This window comes from Microbacterium sp. LEMMJ01 (assembly GCF_002114135.1).
GTDB lineage: Bacteria > Actinomycetota > Actinomycetes > Actinomycetales > Microbacteriaceae > Microbacterium.
On sequence record NZ_NCTV01000017.1, the window covers coordinates 531808 to 554359 of the forward strand.

A 22552-nucleotide genomic window follows, 5' to 3' on the forward strand; every position below is an offset into this window, starting at 1 on the left:
TCAGACGAGCCCCGCCGTGATGACCCCGAGCGGGAGCAGGAGGGCGAGCGCGACGACCTCGACCGTGTCGCCGAGCCGCGTGAGGCGGAGGCGGGCCTTCGGCGTGAGCAGCGTGAGTCCGATGAGCACCACGGTGGCGACCACGAGGATGAGCAGCATCCAGGTGCGCACGTCGGGGAGGGCGAGCGCGACGGTCACACCGGTCGCGGCGAGGCCGATCGCCCCGATCGCCATCAGCACGAGCACCCCGAGGCGGGCGTGCATCTGCCGCGACTGGAACATCATGCCGACGAAGGCGAGCACGCAGAGCACGGCGCCCGTGACGCCGCTGGCGGCGACGAGCGGGGTCGCGATGAGGGCGGCGAGGCCGAGCGCGGCACGGAGCGCGATGAGCGTGCGGGTGCCGGCGGCGGCGCGACGCTTCACCTCCTCGGCGTCGATGGGCTGCGGCGCGGAGAACATGTCGGCGTCGCTCTGCGGCGAGATCACCCGGATGCGGGTGGAGCTCAGAGCCAGCCAGGGGATGCCGTTCGCGAGCAGCGCCGTGGTCGCGAGCATCAGCGCGTACGAGGCGAGCGGGTCGCCGAAGACCGCGGCCGCCGTGGCCGTGATCCCGATCGAGGCACCGAGGGCGATGGGCACGAGGTGGATCTCGGGCTTGTCCTGGGTGACGGCCAGGCTGAGGCCCCCGACGACGACGAGTCCGAGCCCGAGAGCCGCGAGCGGCCAGCCCCAGATGCTCTGCGCGGGGACCGCGAGGTAGCCCGCGAGCCCGCCGTACGCTGCGGCGGTGAGTCCGAGCGCATGACCGGCCTCGGGCTGCCGCAGCCGCATCAGCACGGCGGCGGCCACGCTGAGCACGACCGCGCCCGATCCCGCGATGATCGCCGGGAGCAGAGACGTCGGCGGCGTCGCGACGAGGAGCACGGCGCAGAGGGCGAGGAAGGTGAGGCTGACGAAGAGGGCGGTGCGGGAGCTGTCCGCGGGGGTCCAGGAGTTGTGCTGCTCCGCGGTCGCGTCGATCACGGCTTCCACGACGTCGTCGTAGATGCGCGGCTCGCGCATGAGCCCGCCGCGCACCAGGGTCAGCAGCTCGCCGTCGTGCACGCCCTGGGCGGCGGCGCCGCGAGCGGGGTCGAGGGGCGTGCCGTCCGCCCGCTGCAGCGCGTACCCGCCGTGCGTGAGGGTCGGGTCCAGCACGCCGAGACTGCGGGCGAAGCCGGGGATGATCTCGACCAGGGGGACCTGCGATGGCACCCCCACGTCGAGCCTGCGGTCGTCGCTGACCACGGAGATCCGCAGCACGGTTCCTGCCACGGTGCCGCTCTGGCTCATATCGGTGGTGTCCCCCCACGTGTGTGATGCTCTCCCGCCGCAGGCATTGCGGGGGTCCGGCCCGGACTCACTCTAGTTGACAGGCCAGATACTATCTGTTGCGCACGCGCGGGCTGCGGCTGAGGCGGATCGGGCCTGCGTCAGGCCATTCATCGATCGAACGTAGAAATTTCGATACGGATCTGTCCAGGCCGTTGGAAATGGGCACCGACCTGCTTTAGCCTATGTGCGGAAACAGATTGTCGGGGGTTGTTCCGAAGTCGTCCCGTATCGGGAAGGCGCTCCCCCGCGTGTGTCCTCATGGGGACCGGAGGGAGTGAGTAATGGCTGATGTCATCTCCGCAGAAGAGGGGGCTCTGCGTCGCGGAGCCCAGGCCGTGCGGGAGACGAAGTCCGGGATCGATCAGCAGACCAAGAAGGTCCGCGGTGAGATCGAGCAGCTGCGCGGGTTCTGGACGGGTGCGGCCGCCGCATCGTTCACCACGCTGATGTCGCGGTGGGACGAGCAGGCTCGTCAGCTCAACGAGGTCCTCGTGACGCTCGAGGATGCCCTCGCCGGCACCGAGCGCGACCAGGCCGCGACCGAAGAATCCCACCAGCAGACCATCGCGGGCCTCGGCTCGATGATGGGCGCCTGAGCGCAGTCCGCAGAGATTTCAAGGAGAACATGATGCAGTCGATGTCCGTTCGCCCGGAGCAGGTCAACGCTCTCGCGGCGCAGATCCGCAGCGGGTCGCAGGGTATTCGTTCCGAGCTGGACCGCCTCGAGTCCGAGGTCAGCAAGCTGCGTGCGGCGTGGGATGGTGCCGCGCAGCAGGCCTACGACCAGGCGCAGGCCAAGTGGAACCGCTCGCTGAGCGAGATGCAGCAGCTGCTCACGCAGATCGCCGGGAAGACCGAGGAGATCTCGGGTCAGTACGTGCAGACCGACAAGTCGGCTGCGGGGCGCTTCGGCGCGTGAACCCGGGGCGCGGGTCTGGCGCGGAGATGCGTCGGGCCCGCGCCGTCTGCTGTGCTTTCCGGTGAGCCACCGGACGGCACAGCAGGCGTGACGGGATCGCCGGAGGAAAGAAGAGGGGGCGTCGATGACCATCGGAATCGACTTCGATCAGATCATGGCCGAGCTCAAGCGGCTGGCCCGTGAAGCAGCGGCTTTTCCTGCCGCGAACGAAGTCGCCGTGTCCGAGGGTGGCACGTCGAAGGCGACGGATGAGCTGCGGAACGCGGTGGCCTACGCGGCCGGTCGTCTGAGCGTGGCCACGCAGAATGCTGTGGACTCCTTGAACGAGACGCAGGAGACGATCCGTCAGGCCGTCATGATGATCGCGGAGCAGGACGCAGCCATCGCTGATGACTCGAAGCTGATCCTGTCGCTCCTCGACTCTGCCGTCGCGCAGAGCGACTCGGACACGAGCGCGGAGGCCGACTACTGATGCGACGCGGTGTGCTATCCGGCGCATCCACTGCGGTCGCGTCGATCGTCGCGCTGGCGCTTCTCCTCCCTGCGTCCGCTCACGCAGCGACGCTGGAGTCGGGTCTGTGGTGGTTCGATCGCGGAAAGGTGCAGGCAGCGCACGATGCGGGCTTCGACGGGACGGGTGTCACCGTCGCGGTCATCGACGGTCAGATCAATCCCGACATCGTCGGTCTCCGCGGCGCGGATCTCGAGGTGAAGGACTCCTACTGTCGCGACGCCAAGGGAGACCCGGTGCCGGCGACGTCGACCGATTATGTGGCGGCGTCGCATGCGACGCACGTCGTCTCGATGATCGCAGGGACCGGAGATGCGCCGGCAGGCGGCCTTCCCGTCACCGGGGCCGCGCCTGGTGCGAAGGTCCTCTACTACCCGGCGATCGTCACCGACGGGGTGTTCGATACCGCGATGGGGGAGAAGTTCGACGAGCAGTGTCTGCTCGAAGACGGCAGCACGGTCATGGCTGATGGGACGACCGGGGTGTCGCGTGCGATCGAGGATGCGGTCGAGGATGGCGCCGACATCATCTCCATCTCCCTCGAGGGCTTCGATCTGACCGACGCCCTCGCCAAGGCGGAGGCCGCCGGCGTGATCGTGGTGGCGGCTCTTCCGAACAACTCCGGGGTGGCCTCGCAGCCTGCGTCGGGCAACGGCGTCGTTGCAGTGCAGTCGTTCGGTGCCGATGGGAAGATCCAGAGCTCCACCACCATCGAGGGCGTGGGCGAGCCTTCGCCGAATCAGAGCGACGACGTGATCGTCGCTGCGCCGGGGATGGGTCTGCTCGGGCAGGGCAGCGAGAACTCCTGGGACGAGCAGGTCCTCCTCACCGGCACGTCGTATGCGACGCCGATCGCGGCGGGCTTCCTCGCCGTGGTGAAACAGAAGTACCCGGATGCCACCTCGGGTCAGCTGCTGCAGAGCCTCATCCGCAACACGGGCACCAAGGGCGAGCACGAGCCGGAGTGGAACGACAGCGTCGGCTATGGAGCGGTCTCGCTGACGGGGATGCTCGCTGTCGATCCGACGGCGTACCCGGATGTCAACCCGATCTTCGATGCAGAAGACCCGAACGCCCAGCCGTCGGCGGCCGACGTCCGCGCTGCAGCTGCTGCTGCGACGCCGGCGCCGACCGCCGACAGCGACGAGCCTGGCGAGACTTCGTCCACGCAGGACGCATTGGTGCCGCTGCTGGTCGGGGGCGGCATCCTGGTCGCTGTCCTTCTCGTGGGCGGCATCATTCTCGCGGTCGTGCTCACACGATCTTCACGACGACGGAACAACGAGCAAGGGGGAGCCCATGGCCGGTAAGCAGGCTGGTGGCGGTTACGAAGCGGAACTCAATCGCATCCGAGCTGTTGAGGACTGGCGCATCCCGAAGGCTCCTGCGCTTCAGAACGCGCTGCGCTCGTTGGACAGTGCGCTTGCTGCTGTGCTCGCATCGTCTGCCTGGGAGGGGAGCGCTGCTGAGAGCGCCAGGACGTCGCTGAACACCCTGCGTGCACGGTTCCGCAACGTGGAAGCGCACGTCTCACACATCACGCGGGTCATCGACACGGCGAACTCGATCCGCCGGGAGACCGCAGCGGCAGAACTCCCGAGCGCGCAGGTCGATTCCTTCTGGGCGAACGCCGCGCGCGTCGGCTCGGTGGTCGTCCACCCTGTGTTGGGGCCGCTGGCCGCCGACACCGCACTCGATGCCATCGGGAACTTCCTCGGCAACAAGCGGGAAGAAGAGGCCCGCAAGATCGTCGAGCGGGTCGAGGCGTCGCTCCAGGAGCCGGCCAAGGAACTCCGCGAGTCCTCCGCGCGGGTGGCGTCGCTCGACATGGACGTCACCGTGCCCGGCGGCACGGATGACCAGCCCGGCGGATCCGATCCCGGTGTGACGGCTCCACGGATCTCGTATCCGAGCGGCATCGGCGGCCCGTCCGGCTCCGCACCGGGCGTCGGAGGTGTGCCTCCTTCCGGCGCCGGTGTCGGCGAGTATCATCCCCCGGTCCCGACGAACCCTTCGGTGCCCTCGGTCCCCACCGGGCCGGGCGGCGGAGGATGGGTTCCAGAAGGTCCCGGCGATCGCCCGGGCGATGTGGGTATCGATGATCCCTCAATCGACTCTCCCGGCGGTGGCCTGCTTCCGGGCGGGCCCGGTGGCGGTCTTCCCGGCGGTTCCGGTGGTCCCGGCGGCTCCGGCTCGCTTCCCGGCGGTGCCCTTCCGGGCGGGGTCTTCCCCGGCGGTGGCGGGGGCCTCGGAGGGATCGTGGGCGGTGGCGCCGGTGCGGCGGCGATCGCGGCGAGCTCGAAGATCGCCGGCTTCGGCAGCATGGGCGGACTCGGCGGTGCGGGCCTGGGCCCGGGTGCCGGTGCCGGACTCAAGGCCGGTGGCGGTCTGCTCGGTAACTCCGCCGTCGGTGGTGTTGGCGGCGTCGGTGGTGCAGGCGGCCCTGGCGGTATGGCCGGTACTGGCGGCGTCGGCGGGGCGGGTGCCGCGGGCACCGGGTCTTCCGGCGCGGCAGGAGCCGGTGGCCGACCGGGCATGGGCATGATGGGCGGCGCCGGTGGCGCCGACGAGGAGGAGAAGGCGAAGCGTTCGGGCCTCGGTGGTCCTATCGCGCCGAAGCTGGAGGACGACGAGGAAGCTGGTCCCCGCGCCAAGGGAGCGCGCGCCGGATCCCGCGACGAACCCACCGACTGAATGACGCCGCTCCGGTTCGAGAAGGCGCGGTACGAGGGTCGACGCGGGGGCATCGTGAACCCCGGGAACGCCGGAGGCGGTGCCCCGCGGCGAGAGTCGCGCGCAGTGGATAAGGTGCAGGTGTGTCAGTCGAGATCGTAGAGCGGCGTCGGATCGTCCTCCAGAGCGAAGACCGCCGCATCGACCTCTCCCTGCCGCTCGACGAGACGCTGGAGGACGCTCTCACCCTGAGCGGGATCCCCGACGCGGACCGGTTCGTCACGATCGGCCCCGGAGGATACGAGATCCCCGGCGACACCGAGTGCGAAGACCTCGTCGACGGCGGCCTCTACGCGCTCATCGACCGTACGGCTCTGGCTCCGCCGGTGCGCCCGGCAGAGAAGGCGACGGGCCCGACGCGCGCCGACCACGGCGCACGGTGGTGGCTGCTGGCCGTGAGCGGGATGCTGCTCGTCGCGGTCTTCGCCCAGGGCGCCGTCGATCCCCTGATCCGGCTGCTCGTCGCCCTCCTCGTCGCCGCCGGTGCGGTCGGTGGCGCCGTCGCGTGGGCGCGACGGGACTCCGCGGCGGGAGTGCGCGGCATCCTCGGGGTGCTCGCGCCGGTGTTGCTGTCGTTCGCGGCCGGCGCTCTCCTCATCCCGGCCGGGCTGGAGGACGCGTCGCACCTGTCGACCGCCACCGGGTTCCTCGCGGCCGGCATCACCACCGCGATCATCGCCGTCACGGCCCGGGCTCGGCCGATGCGCGCCGCCGCCGGCACGGCGACGGTGCTGCTCGTGGGCCTGGCCGCCGTCTGGGGCCTCGCCCTGCTGCTGCGGTGGGGGGAGGCGGAGGCCGCCGCCCTCTCGCTCGGCCTCGTGCCGCTGGGCCTGCGTGCCCTCCCGAGCAGCCTCGTCAACCTGCCCGAGGGCTACTTCATCGACTACAAGCACTTCATGACCAGCCGGTGGACCGTGCGCGGAGCCATCCCCGACTCGGTCGGGCTGCTGCGTCCGGAGCGCATCACCGCGGTCGTCGACGATTCCTCCGCGCGACTCATCGCGGGCACCGCCGTGCTGAGCATCGTGGCCGCGGTGATGGCTCCGGTCGCGTTCCTCCGGCCCTGGCCCGACGACGCGTTCGTGGTCTCCGGCGGGATCGCCCTGCTCTGCTGCCTCGCGCTCGCCCTGCTGCTCACGCCGCGGCACACCACCTCCCGCCTCCTCCGATGGTTCCCCCGCGCCGCGGCCGCCGTGGTCTGCCTCGTCGCCGGCATCCAGGTCGCGGCGGCCCTCGGGAGCGGCTTCCACCTGCTCGGAGCGGCCCTGCTGTTCCTCGTCGGGTTGGCGGCGGTCGCCGTCGTCATCCCGGTGTCCAAGGGCGCGAAGTCGCTGGTCTGGTCGCGGGTCGGAGACGCGTTCGAATGGCTCGCCGTCGCGCTCGCTCTGCCGTCGGCCCTGCTGTACGCGAATGCGCTCTCCCTGGTTCGTGGAATGATGGCCGGATGAGCGGGAACGGCCCATCACAGTCCTGGCCGAGCGGGGGTCCGATCCCGCCGATGGCGCCCGGCGGAGACCGTCCGGGGGAGATCCCTGCGCTGCCGCCCGCCCTGATCGCGGCGCCCCCCGGTGTCGACGGCACGCCGCTGCGCCAGACGCCCGCGCCGCCCACGCCGATCGCCTCGTCGCGGCGCACCGTCCCTCGGCCGGCCGAGGGACTCGGCCCCGCCTTCCGCGGAGCCCCCGCCGGCACCGTTCAGCGGATCGCGGCCTTCACCCTCGACGCGGCTGCCGTGTTCCTCGCCTCCGCCGTCGTCCTCGTGCTGACGCAGAGCGTGCTGCTCGCCGCCCTCACGGTCTTCGAGCTCGCCCTGTTCCTCTGGGTGCTGGAAGCGCGGACCGGCCTCACCCTCGGCAACGCCGTGCTGCGCCTGCGCAGCGCGCGAGCCGACCGGCCGTGGTCGCCGGGGATCGGGCGCCAGTTCGTCCGCGGCATCATCACCGGTGCCGGCTTCCTCGTGGCTGTCGGCAGCTGGGTGGTGGTCGCCTCCAGCGCCTGGGATCGCGGCGGCAGACGGCAGTCCTGGGCCGACCGCGTCGCCGGCACCGTCGTGGTCGCCGTTCCCGCCAAGGCGGCCGTCGAGGCTCCGCCGGCTCCCGCCGCGGTGGAGGCCGCTCCGCTCGCTCCGCCGCAGGTCGTGCCGCTGGTGGCGTCGCCGTCCGTCGTCGACGAGGACTCCCAGCCCACCGACGCCCGCGCCGCCTCCCGCCGCACCGAGACCCCGGAACCGGCGGCCCCCGGATCGGATCGGCCGCTCTTCACCGTCGCCCCCGCCCCGGCGCCGCAGACGGGCGCCGAGGCTCCCGCGCCGGAGACCGGGGCGCTCCTGCTCATCTTCGACACGGGCCAGCGGGTGCAGCTCGCCCTCCCCGTGGCCGCGAACCTCGGGCGCGGCCCCGTCGCCAGCGCGCACGACGACCGCCTCATCGTCGTCACCGACCCCGACGCGTCCGTCTCGAAGACCCATCTGCGCATCGAGCACTCCCGCGGCCGCACCTGGGTGACCGACTTCGGTTCCACGAACGGCTCCGACGTCCGCAGCGACGACGGCCAGACGACCGAGCTCGTCGCTGGCGAGCGCGTGCTCCTCGACGATGCCGACCGTGTCCGCATGGGCAACCGCAGCTTCACCATCAGCCTCCTGCTAGGTACAGACAGCAGCGCCGGAGAGAGAGCATGACAGGACCCCGTCTCGCCCCGCCCCGTGTCCCCTCCGGGAGGCTCCCGGTCCAGGCCCCGCCGGAGCTGCAGCCGAACGACGGCGGCATCGGGATCCTCGGGTCGCTGCTGCCCATGCTCGGCAGCGTCGGCGCGATCGTCATGGTCACCATGTCGAACCAGTCCGTCACGGGTCTGCTCACCGGCGGCATGTTCCTGCTGTCCTCGCTCGGCTTCGTCGCCGTCAACGGCTGGCGGCAGCGCTCCCAGCGGCAGGCGGCCACGCTCGGTGCCCGCCGCGAGTACCTGGCGTACCTGACCGAGCTGCGGCAGACCGTCCGGGTCGCCGCCCGCCAGCAGCGCCGTTCCGCGAACTGGCACCTGCCGGCGCCGTCGACCCTGCCGTACCTCGCGGAGGAGCGCACCCGCGTCTGGGAGCGCGGCGTGAACGACCCCGACTTCCTGTCGGTCCGCGTGGGCGTCACCGATCAGCCGCTGTGCGTCACGCTCGAAGCCCCGGAGCTCCCGCCGCTGGCGCAGCTCGACCCCGTCGCCGCCTCGGCCGCGCACCGCTTCATGCTGACGCACGAGGTCCAGAAGAACCTCCCGCTCGGCGTCACCCTCCGCGACTACGCCCGCATCGAGATCACCGGCGACGAGGACGAGACCCGGGCGCTGGCCAGGGCCATGCTGCTGCACGCGGCCACCATGCACGACCCCGACGTGCTGCAGATCGTCATCGCCGCGGACACCGGCGTGCTCCCGCAGTGGGAGTGGGCGAAGTGGCTGCCGCACACGCACTCGCGCACCGTGCGGGACGGCCTCGGCGCCGCCCGGATGATCGGCTCGCAGCTGTCCGAGCTCGAGGACATGCTGCCGCCCGAGGTGCGCGAGCGCTCGCGCTTCGCCCGCGACGGCTCCGGACCGAAGACGCCGCACATCGTCATCGTCACGGACGGCGCCACGACGTCGTTCAACGACGCCCTCGTCACCGGCGACGGCGTCCAGGGTGTGACCGTGATCGACCTGCCCGCCCGGTGGGGCGACCTCGACGACCCGAACGCCCTGCGCATCGCGTTCGAGACCGGCGGTGCGAGCACACGCGCCGAGCTCGTCAGCCTGCAGGTGCCCGCACGCCCGTTCGAGGCCGACGCGATCACCATCGTCGAGGCCGAGGCGACCGCTCGTCGGCTCATCGCCCTGTACTCGGGCGGCACGGCGATCGCGAGCAAGAAGAGCGCGACCGGCCAGGCCGAGCTCGTCGAGCTCCTCGGTCTTCCCGATGTGCGCGACCTCGACCTCGACGCCGCCTGGGCACCGCGCCTGGAGCGCGACCGGCTCCGCGTGCCGATCGGCCAGACCGAGGACGGCAGCCCGCTCATCCTCGACATCAAGGAATCGGCGCAGCAGGGTATGGGCCCGCACGGCCTCATCATCGGTGCCACCGGCTCGGGGAAGTCGGAGGTGCTCCGCACGCTCGTGCTCGCGCTCGCGATGACCCACTCGCCGGAGCAGCTCAACTTCGTGCTCGTCGACTTCAAGGGTGGCGCGACGTTCGCCGGCATGGCCGACATGCCGCACGTCTCGGCCATCATCACGAACCTCGGTGAGGAGATCTCCCTCGTCGACCGCATGCAGGACGCGCTCCAGGGCGAGATGGTGCGCCGACAGGAGCTGCTGCGGGCCACCGGTCCGTTCGCCAACGTGGCCGACTACGAGAAGGCGCGTCGCGGCGGCCGCACCGACCTGGCGCCGCTGCCGGCCCTGCTCATCGTCGCCGACGAGTTCTCCGAGCTCCTGTCGGCCAAGCCGGAGTTCGTCGACACCTTCGTCAACATCGGCCGGCTCGGCCGCTCGCTGCAGGTGCACCTGCTGCTGTCCTCCCAGCGGCTGGAGGAGGGCAAGCTGCGCGGCCTCGACACGCACCTCTCCTACCGCATCGGTCTTCGGACGTTCTCGGCGGCCGAGTCCCGTACGGTCCTCGGCGTGCCGGACGCCTATCACCTGCCCACGCAGCCGGGCGCCGGCATCCTGAAGTCCGACACCGAGACGATGACGCAGTTCCGCGCCGCGTACGTGTCCGGACCACCGCCGCGTCGTCGTCGTCGGGCCTCGTCCGGCTCCGGCCAGAGCACGGGTTCGACCGCGGTCGAGCTGTTCACCGCCGCGCCGGTGTGGCGGGCGGAGGCGCCGGTGGACGAGCCGGAGGTCGTGGTCGACGCCGAGCCGGAGGAGAAGCGCAACACCTTCGAGATCGCGGTCGAGTCCATGAAGGGACGCGGCCCCGCGGCGCATCAGGTGTGGCTGCCGCCGCTGGTGACACCGGCCACCCTCGACCAGCTCTTCGGCGACCTCGTCGAGGACCCGTCGCTCGGTCTCGTCTCCCCGCGCTGGCGGAAGGCGGGAGCGCTCACGGTCCCGCTCGGCATCGTCGACGTGCCGCTGGAGCAGCGCCGCGAGAACCTCGCGGTCTCCCTCGGCGGTGCAGCCGGCCACATGGCCATCGTCGGCGCGCCCCTGAGCGGTAAGAGCACGCTCGCGCGGACGACGGTCGCCGCCCTGGCGCTCACGCACACGCCGCAGGAGGTGCAGTTCTTCGTCATCGACTTCGGCGGCGGCAGCTTCACCAGCATGCAGGACTTCACGCACATCAGCGGCGTTGCGACCCGGTCCGAGCCGGACGTCGTCCGCCGCACGGTGGCTGAGGTCACCAGCCTGCTGAACGCCCGCGAGGTGTACTTCCGGCAGCACGGCATCGACTCGATCGACGCCTACCGGCAGCGCCGCGGGCAGGGACTGGCCGACGACGGCTACGGCGATATCTTCCTCATCGTCGACGGATGGGGCACGCTCCGCGCCGAGTTCGAGATGCTCGAGCCGCAGATCCAGGCGATCGCCGCCCGCGGTCTCACCTACGGCGTCCACGTCGTGATCACGGCGGCGCGCTGGATGGAGATCCGGGCCAACATCAAGGACCTCATCGGCACACGCATCGAGCTGCGTCTGGGCGACCCGACGGACTCCGAGGTCAACCGCAAGGCGGCGGAGAACGTCACGGCCATCCCCGGCCGCGGCCTCAACGACCGCGGTCTGCAGATGCTCACGGCGCTGCCGCGTGTCGACGGCGTGGACGACGCATCGAGCCTGCCCGACGGGATCGACGACCTCGTGGCGCGCGTCGCGGCGGCGTGGCACGGACCGGCCGGACCCAAGCTGCGCCTGCTGCCCTCGCGCATCAGCCATGCCGATCTGCGCGCCGTCGCGGCCGCGCAGTCGCCGGACGGCGGGGAGCCCCGCGAACTCCTGCTGGGTATCGACGAGGCGAACCTCGCCCCGTTCTCGATCGACCCCGTCGCCGAGCCGCTGCTGTATCTGTACGGCGACGCGGACTCCGGCAAGTCGTCGATGCTCCGCGGCGTTGTGCACGAGATCACGCGTCTGTACGGCCCGACCGAGGCGAAGATCTTCGTCGTCGACTACCGTCGTGCCCTGCTCGGCGAGATCCCGCAGGAATACCTCGGCGCCTACCTCACGTCGCATGAGATGACCGAGGGCGGGATGAACGAGCTCGCGCAGTTCTTCCGGAGCCGCATCCCCGGACCCGACGTCACGCCCGACCAGCTCCGCAGCCGGTCGTGGTGGAAGGGGGCGGAGGGTTTCGTCCTCATCGACGACTACGACCTCGTGGCGACCTCGCAGGGCAATCCGGTCGCGGTCCTCGCGCCGCTGCTCGCGCAGGCGGCCGACCTCGGCCTCCACGTGATCCTCACCCGCCGCACCGGCGGGGCGAGCCGCGCCGCGTACGATCCGATCATCCAGCGCATGACCGACCTGGGTGCGACCGGCATCCTGCTCTCGGGCAGCCCCGAGGAGGGCCAGCTCATCGGCAAGGTGAAGGCCGTTCCCGCGATTCCGGGCCGTGCGCAGATCGTCAGCCGCGATCGGGGCCTCGTCTCCGCGCAGCTGCTGTGGGTGCCGCCGAGCTACGAGTGACAACCGAGGAGAGACCGAGATGACCTTCGAACCGATGCCGGCCGCAACGCCGATGGTCCCACCCGTGCTGTACCTGCCCCTGAGCGTGACGTCGACGCCCGAGGAGCAGCTCGTCGAGATCCGGGAGCTGAAGGACGGGCGGCGTGCACTGCTCGCCTACACCGCCCTCGACCGGCTGCTGGAGCTCGCCGGCGAGCGGCAGCCTTGGGTGCTGGTGCGCACCGAGGACCTCGGTCAGATCAAGGAGGCGCAGCCCTACGACGTCGTGATCTTCGACCTCGACGTGCCCGCGTCCTACCGCCGGAACGGAGCCATCGCATGAGCCGCATCGCGATGGACCCGGAGGTGATGGCCGTCCATGCGGACATGCACGAGGAGGCGGTCGAGCTCATCGAGACGAAGCTCTCCGGCATTCCGACGGCCGTCGACGGCGGGCTCGCCTCCGATACGGTCGCCGCGATCATGCAGCGGGTGGGGGAGGGCGTCGACGCCCTGTACCGGATCAACGGCACCCTCGGAGAGATCGTCCGCGCCATCGCCGACGACGCGGAGACGAACGAGCAGGACGTGATCGACCAGCTCGACCCGGTCGCGGCCATCGTCGAGGACCTCTGATGACGATCGACACGACCACGTACGGCGACGCCGACCAGGTGCAGGCGGCCGCGGACTGGCTCGACCCCGACCTGAAGGACGCCGCAGACGTCTCCTCCAACGTCACGACCTTCATCCCGACCGGCGTGCGCGGGCACTGGTACGGCGAGTCGGCGGACGACTACGTCACGATCCTCTCGCGCACGACCGACGCCGCGAAGGAGATCAAGGACCTCGCCCGTGACGCCGCCGAGAAGCTCCGGTCGTACGCCGGGCAGCTGCGGCGCATGAAGGAGGACTTCGCGACGCACCGCGACAATGCGCGGGCGGCGGGGCTCCCGGTCAACGGGATGATCATCGGCCGGCCGGTGTCCCTGATCCCGGTATGCCCCACCTCGCGCGACGACCCCTACTGGGACGAGTGGCAGGAGCACCTCGACCGCATCGAGCTGTACAACGAGATCGCCGCCGACGTCGGCTCCTGGTGGGGCGAGCTCGAGGTCTGGATCAGCGAGAACCTCGACGGCTTCCTCGGGACCATGCCGAGCCAGTCCACGGCGGACAAGATCCTGTCCGGTCTGCGGGAGGCGAGCGGCGAGGTCCCGAAGATCTACCTCGAGGGCCAGGGCCTGGCGTGGGCGGAGACGGCGGCCGAGCTCACCTCCCACGCGGAGGATCTGCGTCTCGGAGCATCGGACTTCGTTCGCGAGCTGCGCTCCGGCAACCCTGCCGTCAAGGCCGCTGCCGAGGCCGCCAACCCCACCGGCATGCGGTGGGCGGCTGACGAGGCCGAGGATCTGGCCCGCGGACTCTCTCGCGCGAGTCGGGCGGTGCCGTTCATCGGCTGGGGCGTCGACGCCTGGAACCTCGGCTCGGCGATGTCGTCGGGCGATGACCCGTCGTCCACCGCGGTGGAGATCATCGGCGGTGCGGCGGGTGGCGCGGCTGCGGCTGCCGGGGTCGCCGCGCTCGCGGCGGCCGGTGTCGTCACGCTCCCGGTCTGGGGCACGGCGGTGGTCGTCGGCGGGGCCGCGGTGGCGGTCGGTGCCGGTGCGGTGTGGGCGTACGAGAACTGGGTGCCGCAGGACGTCCGGGAGTCGATCGACGCCGGCATGGCGGATGCATGGGACGCCACGACGGACTTCGCGGAGGACGCCTGGGAGAACACGACCGACTTCGTGGGCGACGCGGGGCACAACATCGGCAAGGCGTGGAAGGGACTGTTCGGGTGACAGGGCAGCAGCAGTCGACGTCTCCGGAGACGATCTGGGTACCCGGTCATCCGGGGTGGCAGGGGCAGCAGCGGGCGACCACGGCACTCACCGTGTTCGGCGTCGTGTTCGCCATCGTGGTCCTGCTGTTCAGCCTGATCCTGTTCGCCGATCCGGCTCCGGCGATGAAGGCTTTGGGCATCGGTGTGCTCGCGGCCGTCGCCGTGGGCGTCTGGCTGATGGTGGCGCACGCCCGCGTCTCCCGGGTCCGAGTCGTCCGGCCGGTCGTCGACGGTCCGGCGATCGCGTTCGGCGGGGCCGCGGGGATCGTCTGGCCGCTGCGCGCCCTCGCGCCCGTGGGGGCCCTGCTCCTCGCGGCGTGGGCATGGAGCATCTTCACGGTGCCCGCAGACCGACTGCCGCTCCTCACCCTGCTCCTCCTCCCGGTGGTCGCGCTGATCATGACGATCGCCGGCATCCGGTCGTGGTTCCGGGCTCCCTCCGCCCATCGCCTGACGCTGCGCCCCGACGGGCTGCAGCTCCGAATCCCGCGCAACAACGTGGCCGTGGCATGGGAGGAGGTCGTCGGCGCCGGCCTGGAAGGCAACCGTGTGGTGCTGCGGACGGCGACCGCGCAGCCGTCCTCGTGGGCGGCGGCCGACCTCGCGAGCGACCCTGTGCTCCTGGCCGAGCTCGTCACCTTCTACGCGAACCGTCCCGACGTCCGTGCCGAGATCGGTGCGGGCACGCTCGCCCGCCTGCGGTCCGGGGAGTTCTAGCGGCGCCTCTCAGCGGGCGCCGGCGGCGTCGGCGAGATGACGCGCCTCGTGGCCGAGGACCTTCACGATGATCCCGTGGCGCCGGAGTTCAGCGACGGTGCGCGCGCCCTCTTCGGCGTCGAGCCCCAGGGCCCGGATGTTCGCCACCACGACCACGTCTCCGGTCCGGAGCGTCGAGATGAGTCGCGCGAGGCGGTCGTTCCAGCTCTCCAGGATGTCCGGCGCCGGGTGACGGAAGCCCTCGATGGGCACGCCGAAGCGGGTGAGGTCGGCGCGCTGCTCGACGACCGACGGCATGCCCTCGCGGGCGACGACGAGGCCGACCAGGCGGGAGCCCGCGGGACGCGCGGTCCAGAAGTTGCGGTTCTGCTGCAGCTCCGTGAAGCACTTCGGGCACTTCGCTGCGTCGTGCGGGAGGTGGAGCGGGCTCGTCAGCGCATCGTCGAGAGACGGCGTCGTTCCCGCCGGGTCAATCGTGTCGCTCATCCCGCACCTCCGCCCTCTATTCTGCCCTGCCCAGGTGTCCCGCGGCGACCGGATCAGAGCAGTCCGAGGGCTCGGACCGCGTCCCGCTCCTCCACGAGCTCCGCGACCGAGGCGTCGATGCGCGCGCGGGCCCGGTCGTCGATCTCCAGACCCTCCACGATGCGCCACTCGCCGTCGACGGACTGCACGGGGAACGAGGAGACGAGGCCCTCTGGGACACCGTACTCCCCGCGCGAGACGACGGCGGCGGAGGTCCAGTCCTCGGTCCCGCGGACCCAGTCGCGCACATGGTCGATCGTCGCGCTCGCGGCGGAGGCGACGGAGGACGACCCGCGGACCTCGATGATCTCCGCGCCGCGCTTGGCGACCCGGGGGATGAACGTCTGGTCCAGCCACGCCGGGACGTCGCCGACGATCCGCTCCAGGGCATCCTGCACGGGCTTCCCACCGACGGTCGCATGCGACACGTCGGGGAACTGCGTGGCCGAGTGATTGCCCCAGATGGGCACCCGCCGCACCGTGTGCACGGGGGCGCCGAGCGTCTGGGCGAGCTGGGCCCGTGCGCGGTTCTCGTCCAGCCGTGTGAGGGCGGTGAAGCGGTCGGCGGGCACGCCGTCGGCCGCCGCGGAGGCGATCAGGGCGTTCGTGTTGGCGGGGTTGCCCACCACGGTCACGCGGACGCCGGGGGCGGCGTTCGCGGCGATGGCGGCGCCCTGCGGCCCGAAGATGCCGCCGTTCGCGGCCAGCAGGTCGCCGCGCTCCATCCCGGGACCGCGGGGGCGGGCGCCCACGAGCAGGGCGAGGTCGCAGCCGTCGAAGCCGACCGCGGCGTCGTCGGTCACCTCCACGTGCTCGAGCAGGTCGAATGCGCCGTCCTGAAGCTCCAGCGCCGCGCCCTCTGCCGCGCCGAGTCCCTGCGGGATCTCCAGCAGCCGCAGCCGCACCTTCTCATCCGGACCGAGCATGTCCCCGGCGGCGATGCGGAAGAGGAGCGCGTAGCCGATCTGTCCGCCCGCGCCGGTGATGGTGATCGTGGTGGCCATGTCACGAGCCTACGTCCGTCGCGGTGTCGGCGCGCGGAGTACCCTCGACGCATGACGTTCAATCCCGACGCCGACCTCTCCCGCAACACCACGCGTCGCCGCGGACGCACGGCGGCGATCGCGGGCGGCTCCGGCGTCGGCGTGCTCGCCCTCCTCGCCCTCATCGCCGGCCCCCTGCTGGGCATCGACCTGAGCGGACTCGTCGGGGGCGCGCCCGGGGGCGGGAGCGAGCCCGCCGGTGGTTCGGCCATCGAGAACTGCGACAGCGGCGCCGACGCGAACGCGAACGTCGACTGCCGCATGGCGGGGGCGCAGGTCGCGCTCGACGCCTTCTGGGACGACAACGTGGAGGGGTATCAGGCTCCGCAGCTCATCGTCGTCGACGGAGCGACCTCCACGCAGTGCGGCACCGCTTCCAACGCGGTCGGCCCGTTCTACTGCCCGCCGGAGGAGACCGTCTACATCGACCCCACGTTCTTCCAGCTCATGCAGCAGCAGTTCGGGGCCTCGGCCGGGAACCTCGCGCAGCTCTACATCGTCGGGCACGAGTGGGGTCACCACATCCAGAACCTCCTCGGGGCGATGGAGCGGTACCCGAACAACGGGACGGGTCCCGGCAGCAACGGCGTGCGCATGGAGCTGCAGGCCGACTGTTATGCCGGCGGCTGGCTCGGCCGCGCGACCGAGCAGACCGACGCCGACGGCGATCCGTACCTCGAGAAGCCGACGGAGGAGCAGATCCGCGACGCCCTGAACGCGGCGTCGACCGTCGGCGACGATCACATCCAGGAGCAGTCCGGGCAGGTGAACCCGGAGACCTGGACCCACGGCTCCAGCGAGCAGCGTCAGCGCTGGTTCGCGGAGGGATACCAGAACGGGCTCGATGCGTGCGGGCAGGTGTTCACCCTCCCCGCCGATCAGCTCGACCCGTAGGCCCGGTGGTCCCGCCGTTGTCAGATAACGTGGACTCGGCAGGACCGCACGACCGGTTGGGGGACCGAACATGACGAACACCGAGGGGCTCTATCCGCCCATCGAGCCGCACGAGACCGGAGTGCTGCTCGTCGGCGACGGGCATCGCGTGGCCTGGGAGATCAGCGGCAACCCCGAGGGTAAACCCGTCGTGTTCCTCCATGGCGGCCCCGGCAGCGGCACCTCGCCGTGGCAGCGCCAGTTCTTCGACCCCGACGTCTACCGGATCGTCCTTCTCGATCAGCGCGGATGCGGTCGGAGCACGCCGTCCGCCGCGGAGCCGGAGGCCGATCTCCGGCACATCACCACCGCGCACCTCATCGCCGACCTCGAACTGCTGCGCAAGAACCTCGGCATCGAGACGTGGCAGGTGTTCGGCGGGTCCTGGGGCAGCGCCCTCGCGCTCGCCTACGCCCAGGCCCACCCCGACGTGGTCTCCGAGCTGATTCTGCGCGGGATCTTCACGCTCCGTCGCGCCGAGCTCGAGTGGTTCTACGAGGGCGGGGCGGCGGCGCTGTTCCCCGACCTGTGGGAGGACTTCATCGCGCCGATCCCGGTCCTGGAGCGCTCCCGGATGATCGAGGCGTACCACCGCCGGCTGTTCGACCCGGACCCGGCGGTCCATGAACCGGCGGCCCTCGCATGGGCGGCGTGGGAGGCGGCGACCGTCACGCTGCGCCCCGACCCGGAGCAGATCGCGGCGATGGCCGATCCCCGCCGGGCCGTCGCTTTCGCACGCATCGAGAACCACTTCTTCGTGCACCGCGGCTGGTGGGCCGAGGGGCAGCTGCTCGCGGGGATCGACGCCATCCGGCACATCCCGACCGTGATCGTGCAGGGCCGCCACGACGTGGTCACGCCGATGATGACGGCGTGGGACCTGCACCGTGCCTGGCCGGAAGCCGACTTCCAGGTGATCGATGACGCGGGGCACTCCGCCGCCGAACCCGGCATCCGCGCGGCTCTCCGCGCCGCGACCGATCGGTTCCGCCCCGAGGGCTGACGCGTTCCGCTCAGGCGCGGAGCGCGCGCAGCAGTGTCTTCACGAGGCCGAGGGCGCCGCCGTCCGCACGATGGCGGGTGAGGCCCTCGCTCACGGCGGCACCGGTGCGGGAGGAGGCGAACCACGGCGGCTTGGGGAGGATGGTCATCCGCCCTCCGCCGTTCGCGACGGGGAGCGAGCGCGGGAACGGCCGGAAGGGGCCGCGCAGCACGGAGCGCTCCACCCGATCCAGGAGCAGGGCGTTGTGGACGACGCCGATGCCGCTGCCGACGTCATCGATCGTGCCGCCGGGGAATGCGCCCCAGGTGAGCGTCGGCGTGATGAACCCGAAGGCGGTCCAGCCGTTGATCGCGATCGAGCCGTAGTGCAAGGCGGTGAGAGCGCGCTCGAACCCGCTGCCGAGCGCCTTCTCGGTCGCCGGGTCGATGAGCAGGTTCGCGCCGAGCGTGCCCTGCAGCTTCTCGTTCGCGTGGGCGACCGCGGCGTCGAGGAACTCCTGGCCCGTGCCGGGCAGGCTCACCACGCCCAGGACCGGCGCGAAGTACTCCGTGTTCTCCAGGGCTGAGGGGTCGTCGTCGGCATCGATCTCGACGAGGAGCCGGTCGCCGAGCACGAGGGCGTCCGGATAGTCGTCCGCGGCGGACTGCATGCGGGAGGGGGCGCCGGGGTACCAGATGGGGCGCTCCGGAGCGGTGGCGTAGGCGCGGCGCAGTTCGGCGCGGAAGTCGTCTGCCTGGTCCCAGTCCGCGGAGAGGATGACGACCTGCCCCGCGATGCAGTTGTGGCCGCTGTTCTGCAGGCGCATGGTCGCGATGTGCTCGGCCTGGTACGCGAGGTCGGCGGCCGTCCACTTCCCCGGCACGACGATGATGGGGGAGACCCCGCCGAGTTCCGCGGTGATGGGCTTCTTCAGCAGCGGCCGGTTCTCGCGACGGCGGCGCTTGGTCGCGGCCGCCCCCTCGCCGGTCGACGGTCCCCAGACGATGGTGTCGAAGGTCGCCGCCGAGCCGGTGATGTGCACGTGGGCGATACCGGGATGCTGGGTGAGATAGGCGCCGGCGGCCGGGCCCCCGCGCACGATCCGCAGCAGTCCCGGCTCGATGAGCGGGGCGAGCGCGCGCTTGTAGACGGGGACCAGCGCATCCTGCGTGGGGTTCACCTTCAGCAGGGCGGTGCGGTTGTGGGCGAGCAGCTCGTACAGCACGTCCAGCACGGGGATGGAGGTCACGTTCCCGGCGCCGAGCACGAGTCCGACGCCCCCGGACACCGTCGGCGTGCGCTGTGCCAGACCGGCGGTCGCGCGGGCGGTGTTCGGCGTGGTCCCCGGTTCGAGCCAGACCTCGCCGGTGAAGCCGGACAGCAGGAACCGGTCGATGCCGGTGAGGGGGAAGGCATGTACGCGCGCACGGCCGCCGGGTGCGCGGTCGACCCGGATGCCGTCGAGCGGATTCGCGCCGTTCGCGATCCGGGTGAGCGTGGCGATCGAGGCGTCGAGTGCTCCGAGCACGCTGTACGGGCCGCTCAGCCACTCCTCGCCGCGGAGCGGATGCCGCGCGTCCAGGCCCTTGGAGGCGGCGGCGATCGTCGCCCAGTCCTCCGCGGTCGCGGCGACGCTCGTGCGGACCTGCCGGAGCAGCGTCGCGCGCTGCGCCACGGTGAGCGCGGTCCACACCGACGTCCCGGTCTGCAGGTCGGCGACGGCGGCGTCGAGCCGTTCCTTCTCGCCCTCGCCGAGGGCGGGGGTGGCGGGCGCGGTCGTGGGCGCAGAAGTCATCGGCGTCTCCTTCGAACGGGCTTTCAGCTTAGGCGTCCGCGCGGAGATCCGCCGAGTGCGAGGACGATCAGATGATCGAGAGCTCGCGCAGCTTCGACTCCACGTCGGCGTTCGACGGCTCGACGTGGTGCGAGGCGTCGGGGTAGACCACGACGGGGATGTTCGTGCGGCCCGAGATGTCCTTCGCGATGTCCGCGGCGGCGGGGTCGGCGACCAGGTCGACATACGTGTACGCGACGCCGAGCTCGTCGAGCTGCTTCTTCGTGCGGATGCAGTCGCGGCACCAGTCGGCGCCGAACATCGTGATGGTGTCGGAGGCGGGGTTGGTCATGCCTCCAGCCTACGTCCGCGAGGGACGGGTGGCTCCGAAGAAGCTCGTGAGGGCGGCGGCGAGGGCCGCCGGCGCCTCCTCCGCCATGTGATGCCCGCTGTCGATGCCGTGGCCGCGCACATCGTCGGCCCAGTCCCGCCAGATGCGGAGGGGGTCGCCGTAGAGCTCTTCGAGATCGTCGCGTCGGGACCACAGCACGAGCGTCGGCATCCGGAGCCGTCGCCCGGCGGCGCGATCCGCCTCCTCGTGCGCGCGGTCGATCGTGAGGCCGGCGCGGTAGTCCTCGAGCATCGCCCGGACGACCGACGGCTGGCGCACCGCGCGCAGGAACTCGGCATGGTTGGCCGCGCCCATCGTCGCCGGGTCGGCCTTGGGGGCGTACCAGGCCTCGGGGTCCGCGCCGATGACGCGCTCCGGGATGTCCGGCTGGGCGAAGAAGAACCAGTGCCACCAGTGCGCGGCGAAGGTCGCGTCGCAGCGACGGAGGTGCTCCGAGATCGGCAGGCAGTCCAGCAGGGCGACCTGTTCGACGGCCTCCGGGTGATCGAGGGCGAGTCGGAGCGCGACGTAGCTGCCGCGGTCATGCCCGACCAGGCGGAAGCGCTCATGGCCGAGTCGCTCGGCGACGGTGCGGATGTCTCGGGCGACGGCGCGTTTGGAATGGGCGGAATGATCGGCGGTGGGCGCCGGGCCGCGGGAGCGTCCGTAGCCCCGCAGATCGGGGCAGATCACCGTGAAGCCGCGGTCGACGAGAAGCGGGGCCACCCGATGCCAGGTCGCCGAGGTGCGGGGGTGGCCGTGCAGCAGCACCATGGGCGGCCCCGAGCCGCCGTGGCGCACGAGGATGTCCGCCTCGGCGGTCGGGATCCGCGTGGTCGTGAAGCCGGGGAACAGTGCCTCGTCGGAGCTGCTCATCGACCGGGGTCCGCTTCGTCCGGCAGCTTCTCGACCGGGACGATCACCACGTCCTGCACCTTCCAGTCCAGGTCGGCGATCCCCTCGGACGCGGCGGTCAGGTCGGCCGTACGGACGCCACGATGATGCGGCACCACGAACGCCTCGATGTGGAACACCTGGCCCTGATCCCGCATGCGCACGGCAGCCTGATCCACCCAGGGGCGGCTGCGCAGGTACGAGACGACATCGCGGGCCAGCGGGTGCGGCTCCGCGCTGTCGAAGGTGCGGGCCCGCTGGTCCATGAGGTCGACGATCGCGGTCTTCGTGTTGCGGAAGCCGTCCCAGATGATGCCGAGCGAGATGAAGAGCGCCGCGGCACCGTCGAGCCACCAGACGCCGGCGCCCACGCCCAGCACGCCGACGATGGAGGCGACCGTCGTCTGCCAGTCCGCCTTCGCCATGTCGGCGTCGGCGTAGAGCAGCTTGTTGTGCAGGACGGGGGCGAGCTTGGCCTTGGCCGGACCGTAGAAGAACACCGGCCCGACGATCACGACGGCCATGACGGCGACCATCAGCCAGCCGAGCCAGATCGTCTGTCCGAACACCTGCACGGTGCCGATGGTCGGATGCTCCCCGCGGATGAGGCCCGCGACGGCCTCGACGGCGAGGTTCACACCGACCGCGAGGAGCGCGACACCGGCGACGAGGTGGCCGACGCCCATCGCCCGGTGGAGGCCATAGGGGTGCTTCCGGGTGGGGCGTCGCCGCACGAACAGGAGCGCGAGGAGGAAGGCGAACTGCGGGATGAGCGACAGCATGTCCTCGATCCACGCCGTGCGCATCGCCTGCGACTCGCCCACGACGAGGGCGATCACGGTGATCGTGATCGAGGTGTAGACGATCGTGAAGATCTCCCAGCGCACGGCCTTGCGCGTGGCCTGCTGCTGTTCGTCGGGGAGCTCGGTGCGCCCGAACTGCTTCGTCCCGGTCATCGATCGACCTCCTCGTCGAGAGAGGTCTCGAGGGCCGAGAGGAAGGCGTTCTCGCCGAGGGGCACCAGCATGACGAGCTCCCGATCGCCCGCGCCCTCGATACCCGGATAGCCGCGGGTCACGCCCGCCTTGTCGATCCACGGGGTGCCCGGCGTCAGTCCGCCGGCCACGAGGTCGAGGTCGCCCGTCTCTAACATGCCCACCAGGCTCTCCTCGGTAGCGACAGTCAACGTGACGTACGCGTCGATGCTCGCGGCGAATGCGTCGMCGAGATCCAAG

Annotated in this window: 22 protein-coding genes; 14 read left to right on the forward strand and 8 right to left on the reverse strand. The window is 71.3% G+C overall.

The annotated features are described in order from the left end of the window. Positions 1-1335, reverse strand: a complete 1335-nt coding sequence (eccD, locus tag B7W94_RS04915) for a type VII secretion integral membrane protein EccD (protein WP_060923226.1) — start codon at positions 1333-1335, stop codon at positions 1-3. Positions 1336-1658: 323 nt separating this feature from the next. Between eccD and B7W94_RS04920 the strand changes: the two genes are divergently transcribed. From B7W94_RS04920 to B7W94_RS04970, 12 genes are all read left to right on the forward strand, one after another. Next, complete coding sequence (locus B7W94_RS04920; RefSeq protein ID WP_025104644.1) at positions 1659-1973, forward strand: WXG100 family type VII secretion target; 315 nt, start codon at positions 1659-1661, stop codon at positions 1971-1973. 41 nt (positions 1974-2014) lie between these two features. Continuing rightward, positions 2015-2296: a WXG100 family type VII secretion target gene (locus tag B7W94_RS04925; protein WP_081811619.1), complete on the forward strand. Its 282-nt coding sequence runs from the start codon at positions 2015-2017 to the stop codon at positions 2294-2296. 124 nt (positions 2297-2420) lie between these two features. Further along, positions 2421-2768 carry a hypothetical protein gene (locus B7W94_RS04930; protein WP_025104642.1) on the forward strand — a complete coding sequence of 116 codons (348 nt, stop codon included), beginning with the start codon at positions 2421-2423 and terminating at the stop codon, positions 2766-2768. A gap of 11 nt (positions 2769-2779) precedes the next feature. Next, on the forward strand, positions 2780-4117 hold the full coding sequence (locus tag B7W94_RS04935) for a S8 family peptidase (RefSeq protein ID WP_231729395.1): 1338 nt from the start codon (positions 2780-2782) through the stop codon (positions 4115-4117). Positions 4118-4322: 205 nt separating this feature from the next. Beyond that, complete coding sequence (locus B7W94_RS04940; protein WP_085604929.1) at positions 4323-5501, forward strand: hypothetical protein; 1179 nt, start codon at positions 4323-4325, stop codon at positions 5499-5501. 122 nt (positions 5502-5623) lie between these two features. After that, complete coding sequence (locus B7W94_RS17875; protein ID WP_139833252.1) at positions 5624-6988, forward strand: hypothetical protein; 1365 nt, start codon at positions 5624-5626, stop codon at positions 6986-6988. After that, positions 6985-8220: an FHA domain-containing protein gene (locus tag B7W94_RS04945; RefSeq protein ID WP_139833253.1), complete on the forward strand. Its 1236-nt coding sequence runs from the start codon at positions 6985-6987 to the stop codon at positions 8218-8220. Before B7W94_RS17875 ends, B7W94_RS04945 begins: the two co-directional genes overlap by 4 nt. After that, positions 8217-12191: a type VII secretion protein EccCa gene (gene eccCa / locus B7W94_RS04950; RefSeq protein WP_085604934.1), complete on the forward strand. Its 3975-nt coding sequence runs from the start codon at positions 8217-8219 to the stop codon at positions 12189-12191. Before B7W94_RS04945 ends, eccCa begins: the two co-directional genes overlap by 4 nt. 19 nt (positions 12192-12210) lie before the next feature. Then, positions 12211-12513, forward strand: a complete 303-nt coding sequence (locus B7W94_RS04955) for an SAV_915 family protein (RefSeq protein WP_085604937.1) — start codon at positions 12211-12213, stop codon at positions 12511-12513. Then, positions 12510-12806 carry a hypothetical protein gene (locus tag B7W94_RS04960; RefSeq protein WP_062635420.1) on the forward strand — a complete coding sequence of 99 codons (297 nt, stop codon included), beginning with the start codon at positions 12510-12512 and terminating at the stop codon, positions 12804-12806. Before B7W94_RS04955 ends, B7W94_RS04960 begins: the two co-directional genes overlap by 4 nt. After that, on the forward strand, positions 12806-14017 hold the full coding sequence (locus B7W94_RS04965) for a hypothetical protein (protein WP_025104634.1): 1212 nt from the start codon (positions 12806-12808) through the stop codon (positions 14015-14017). Before B7W94_RS04960 ends, B7W94_RS04965 begins: the two co-directional genes overlap by 1 nt. Then, a complete protein-coding gene (locus B7W94_RS04970) occupies positions 14014-14775 on the forward strand; it encodes a hypothetical protein (protein ID WP_085604940.1) in 762 nt (253 codons plus the stop codon). Before B7W94_RS04965 ends, B7W94_RS04970 begins: the two co-directional genes overlap by 4 nt. Positions 14776-14784: 9 nt before the next feature. On the opposite strand, the gene B7W94_RS04975 is transcribed toward B7W94_RS04970, so the two are convergent. Further along, a complete protein-coding gene (locus B7W94_RS04975) occupies positions 14785-15261 on the reverse strand; it encodes a dehydrogenase (RefSeq protein WP_025104632.1) in 477 nt (158 codons plus the stop codon). Between the two features lie 53 nt (positions 15262-15314). Further along, positions 15315-16304, reverse strand: coding sequence for a malate dehydrogenase (locus B7W94_RS04980; protein WP_085604943.1), 990 nt, complete (start codon positions 16302-16304; stop codon positions 15315-15317). Positions 16305-16355: 51 nt separating this feature from the next. Here B7W94_RS04980 and ypfJ point away from each other — a divergent pair, with 51 nt between their 5' ends. Both ypfJ and pip read left to right on the forward strand, forming a co-directional pair. Continuing rightward, positions 16356-17237, forward strand: a complete 882-nt coding sequence (ypfJ, locus tag B7W94_RS04985; RefSeq protein ID WP_085604946.1) for a KPN_02809 family neutral zinc metallopeptidase — start codon at positions 16356-16358, stop codon at positions 17235-17237. A 70-nt stretch (positions 17238-17307) separates the two neighbouring features. Beyond that, a complete protein-coding gene (gene pip, locus B7W94_RS04990) occupies positions 17308-18279 on the forward strand; it encodes a prolyl aminopeptidase (protein WP_085604949.1) in 972 nt (323 codons plus the stop codon). Between the two features lie 10 nt (positions 18280-18289). On the opposite strand, the gene B7W94_RS04995 is transcribed toward pip, so the two are convergent. The 5 genes from B7W94_RS04995 to B7W94_RS18070 form a co-directional block, all read right to left on the reverse strand. Further along, positions 18290-20053: an aldehyde dehydrogenase family protein gene (locus B7W94_RS04995; RefSeq protein WP_085604952.1), complete on the reverse strand. Its 1764-nt coding sequence runs from the start codon at positions 20051-20053 to the stop codon at positions 18290-18292. 67 nt (positions 20054-20120) lie between these two features. After that, positions 20121-20384 (reverse strand): glutaredoxin family protein, encoded by a 264-nt coding sequence (locus tag B7W94_RS05000; RefSeq protein ID WP_025104627.1) that lies wholly within the window; start codon positions 20382-20384, stop codon positions 20121-20123. Positions 20385-20393: 9 nt separating this feature from the next. Then, entirely contained in the window at positions 20394-21299 is a 906-nt protein-coding gene (locus tag B7W94_RS05005; RefSeq protein ID WP_139833254.1) for an alpha/beta fold hydrolase, read from the reverse strand. Further along, positions 21296-22273: a cation transporter gene (locus B7W94_RS05010; RefSeq protein ID WP_085604955.1), complete on the reverse strand. Its 978-nt coding sequence runs from the start codon at positions 22271-22273 to the stop codon at positions 21296-21298. The genes B7W94_RS05005 and B7W94_RS05010 overlap by 4 nt, the downstream gene beginning before the upstream one ends. Continuing rightward, on the reverse strand, positions 22270-22552 hold a 283-nt coding region (locus B7W94_RS18070; RefSeq protein WP_172400066.1), incomplete at its 5' end, for a hypothetical protein. The genes B7W94_RS05010 and B7W94_RS18070, both read right to left, overlap by 4 nt.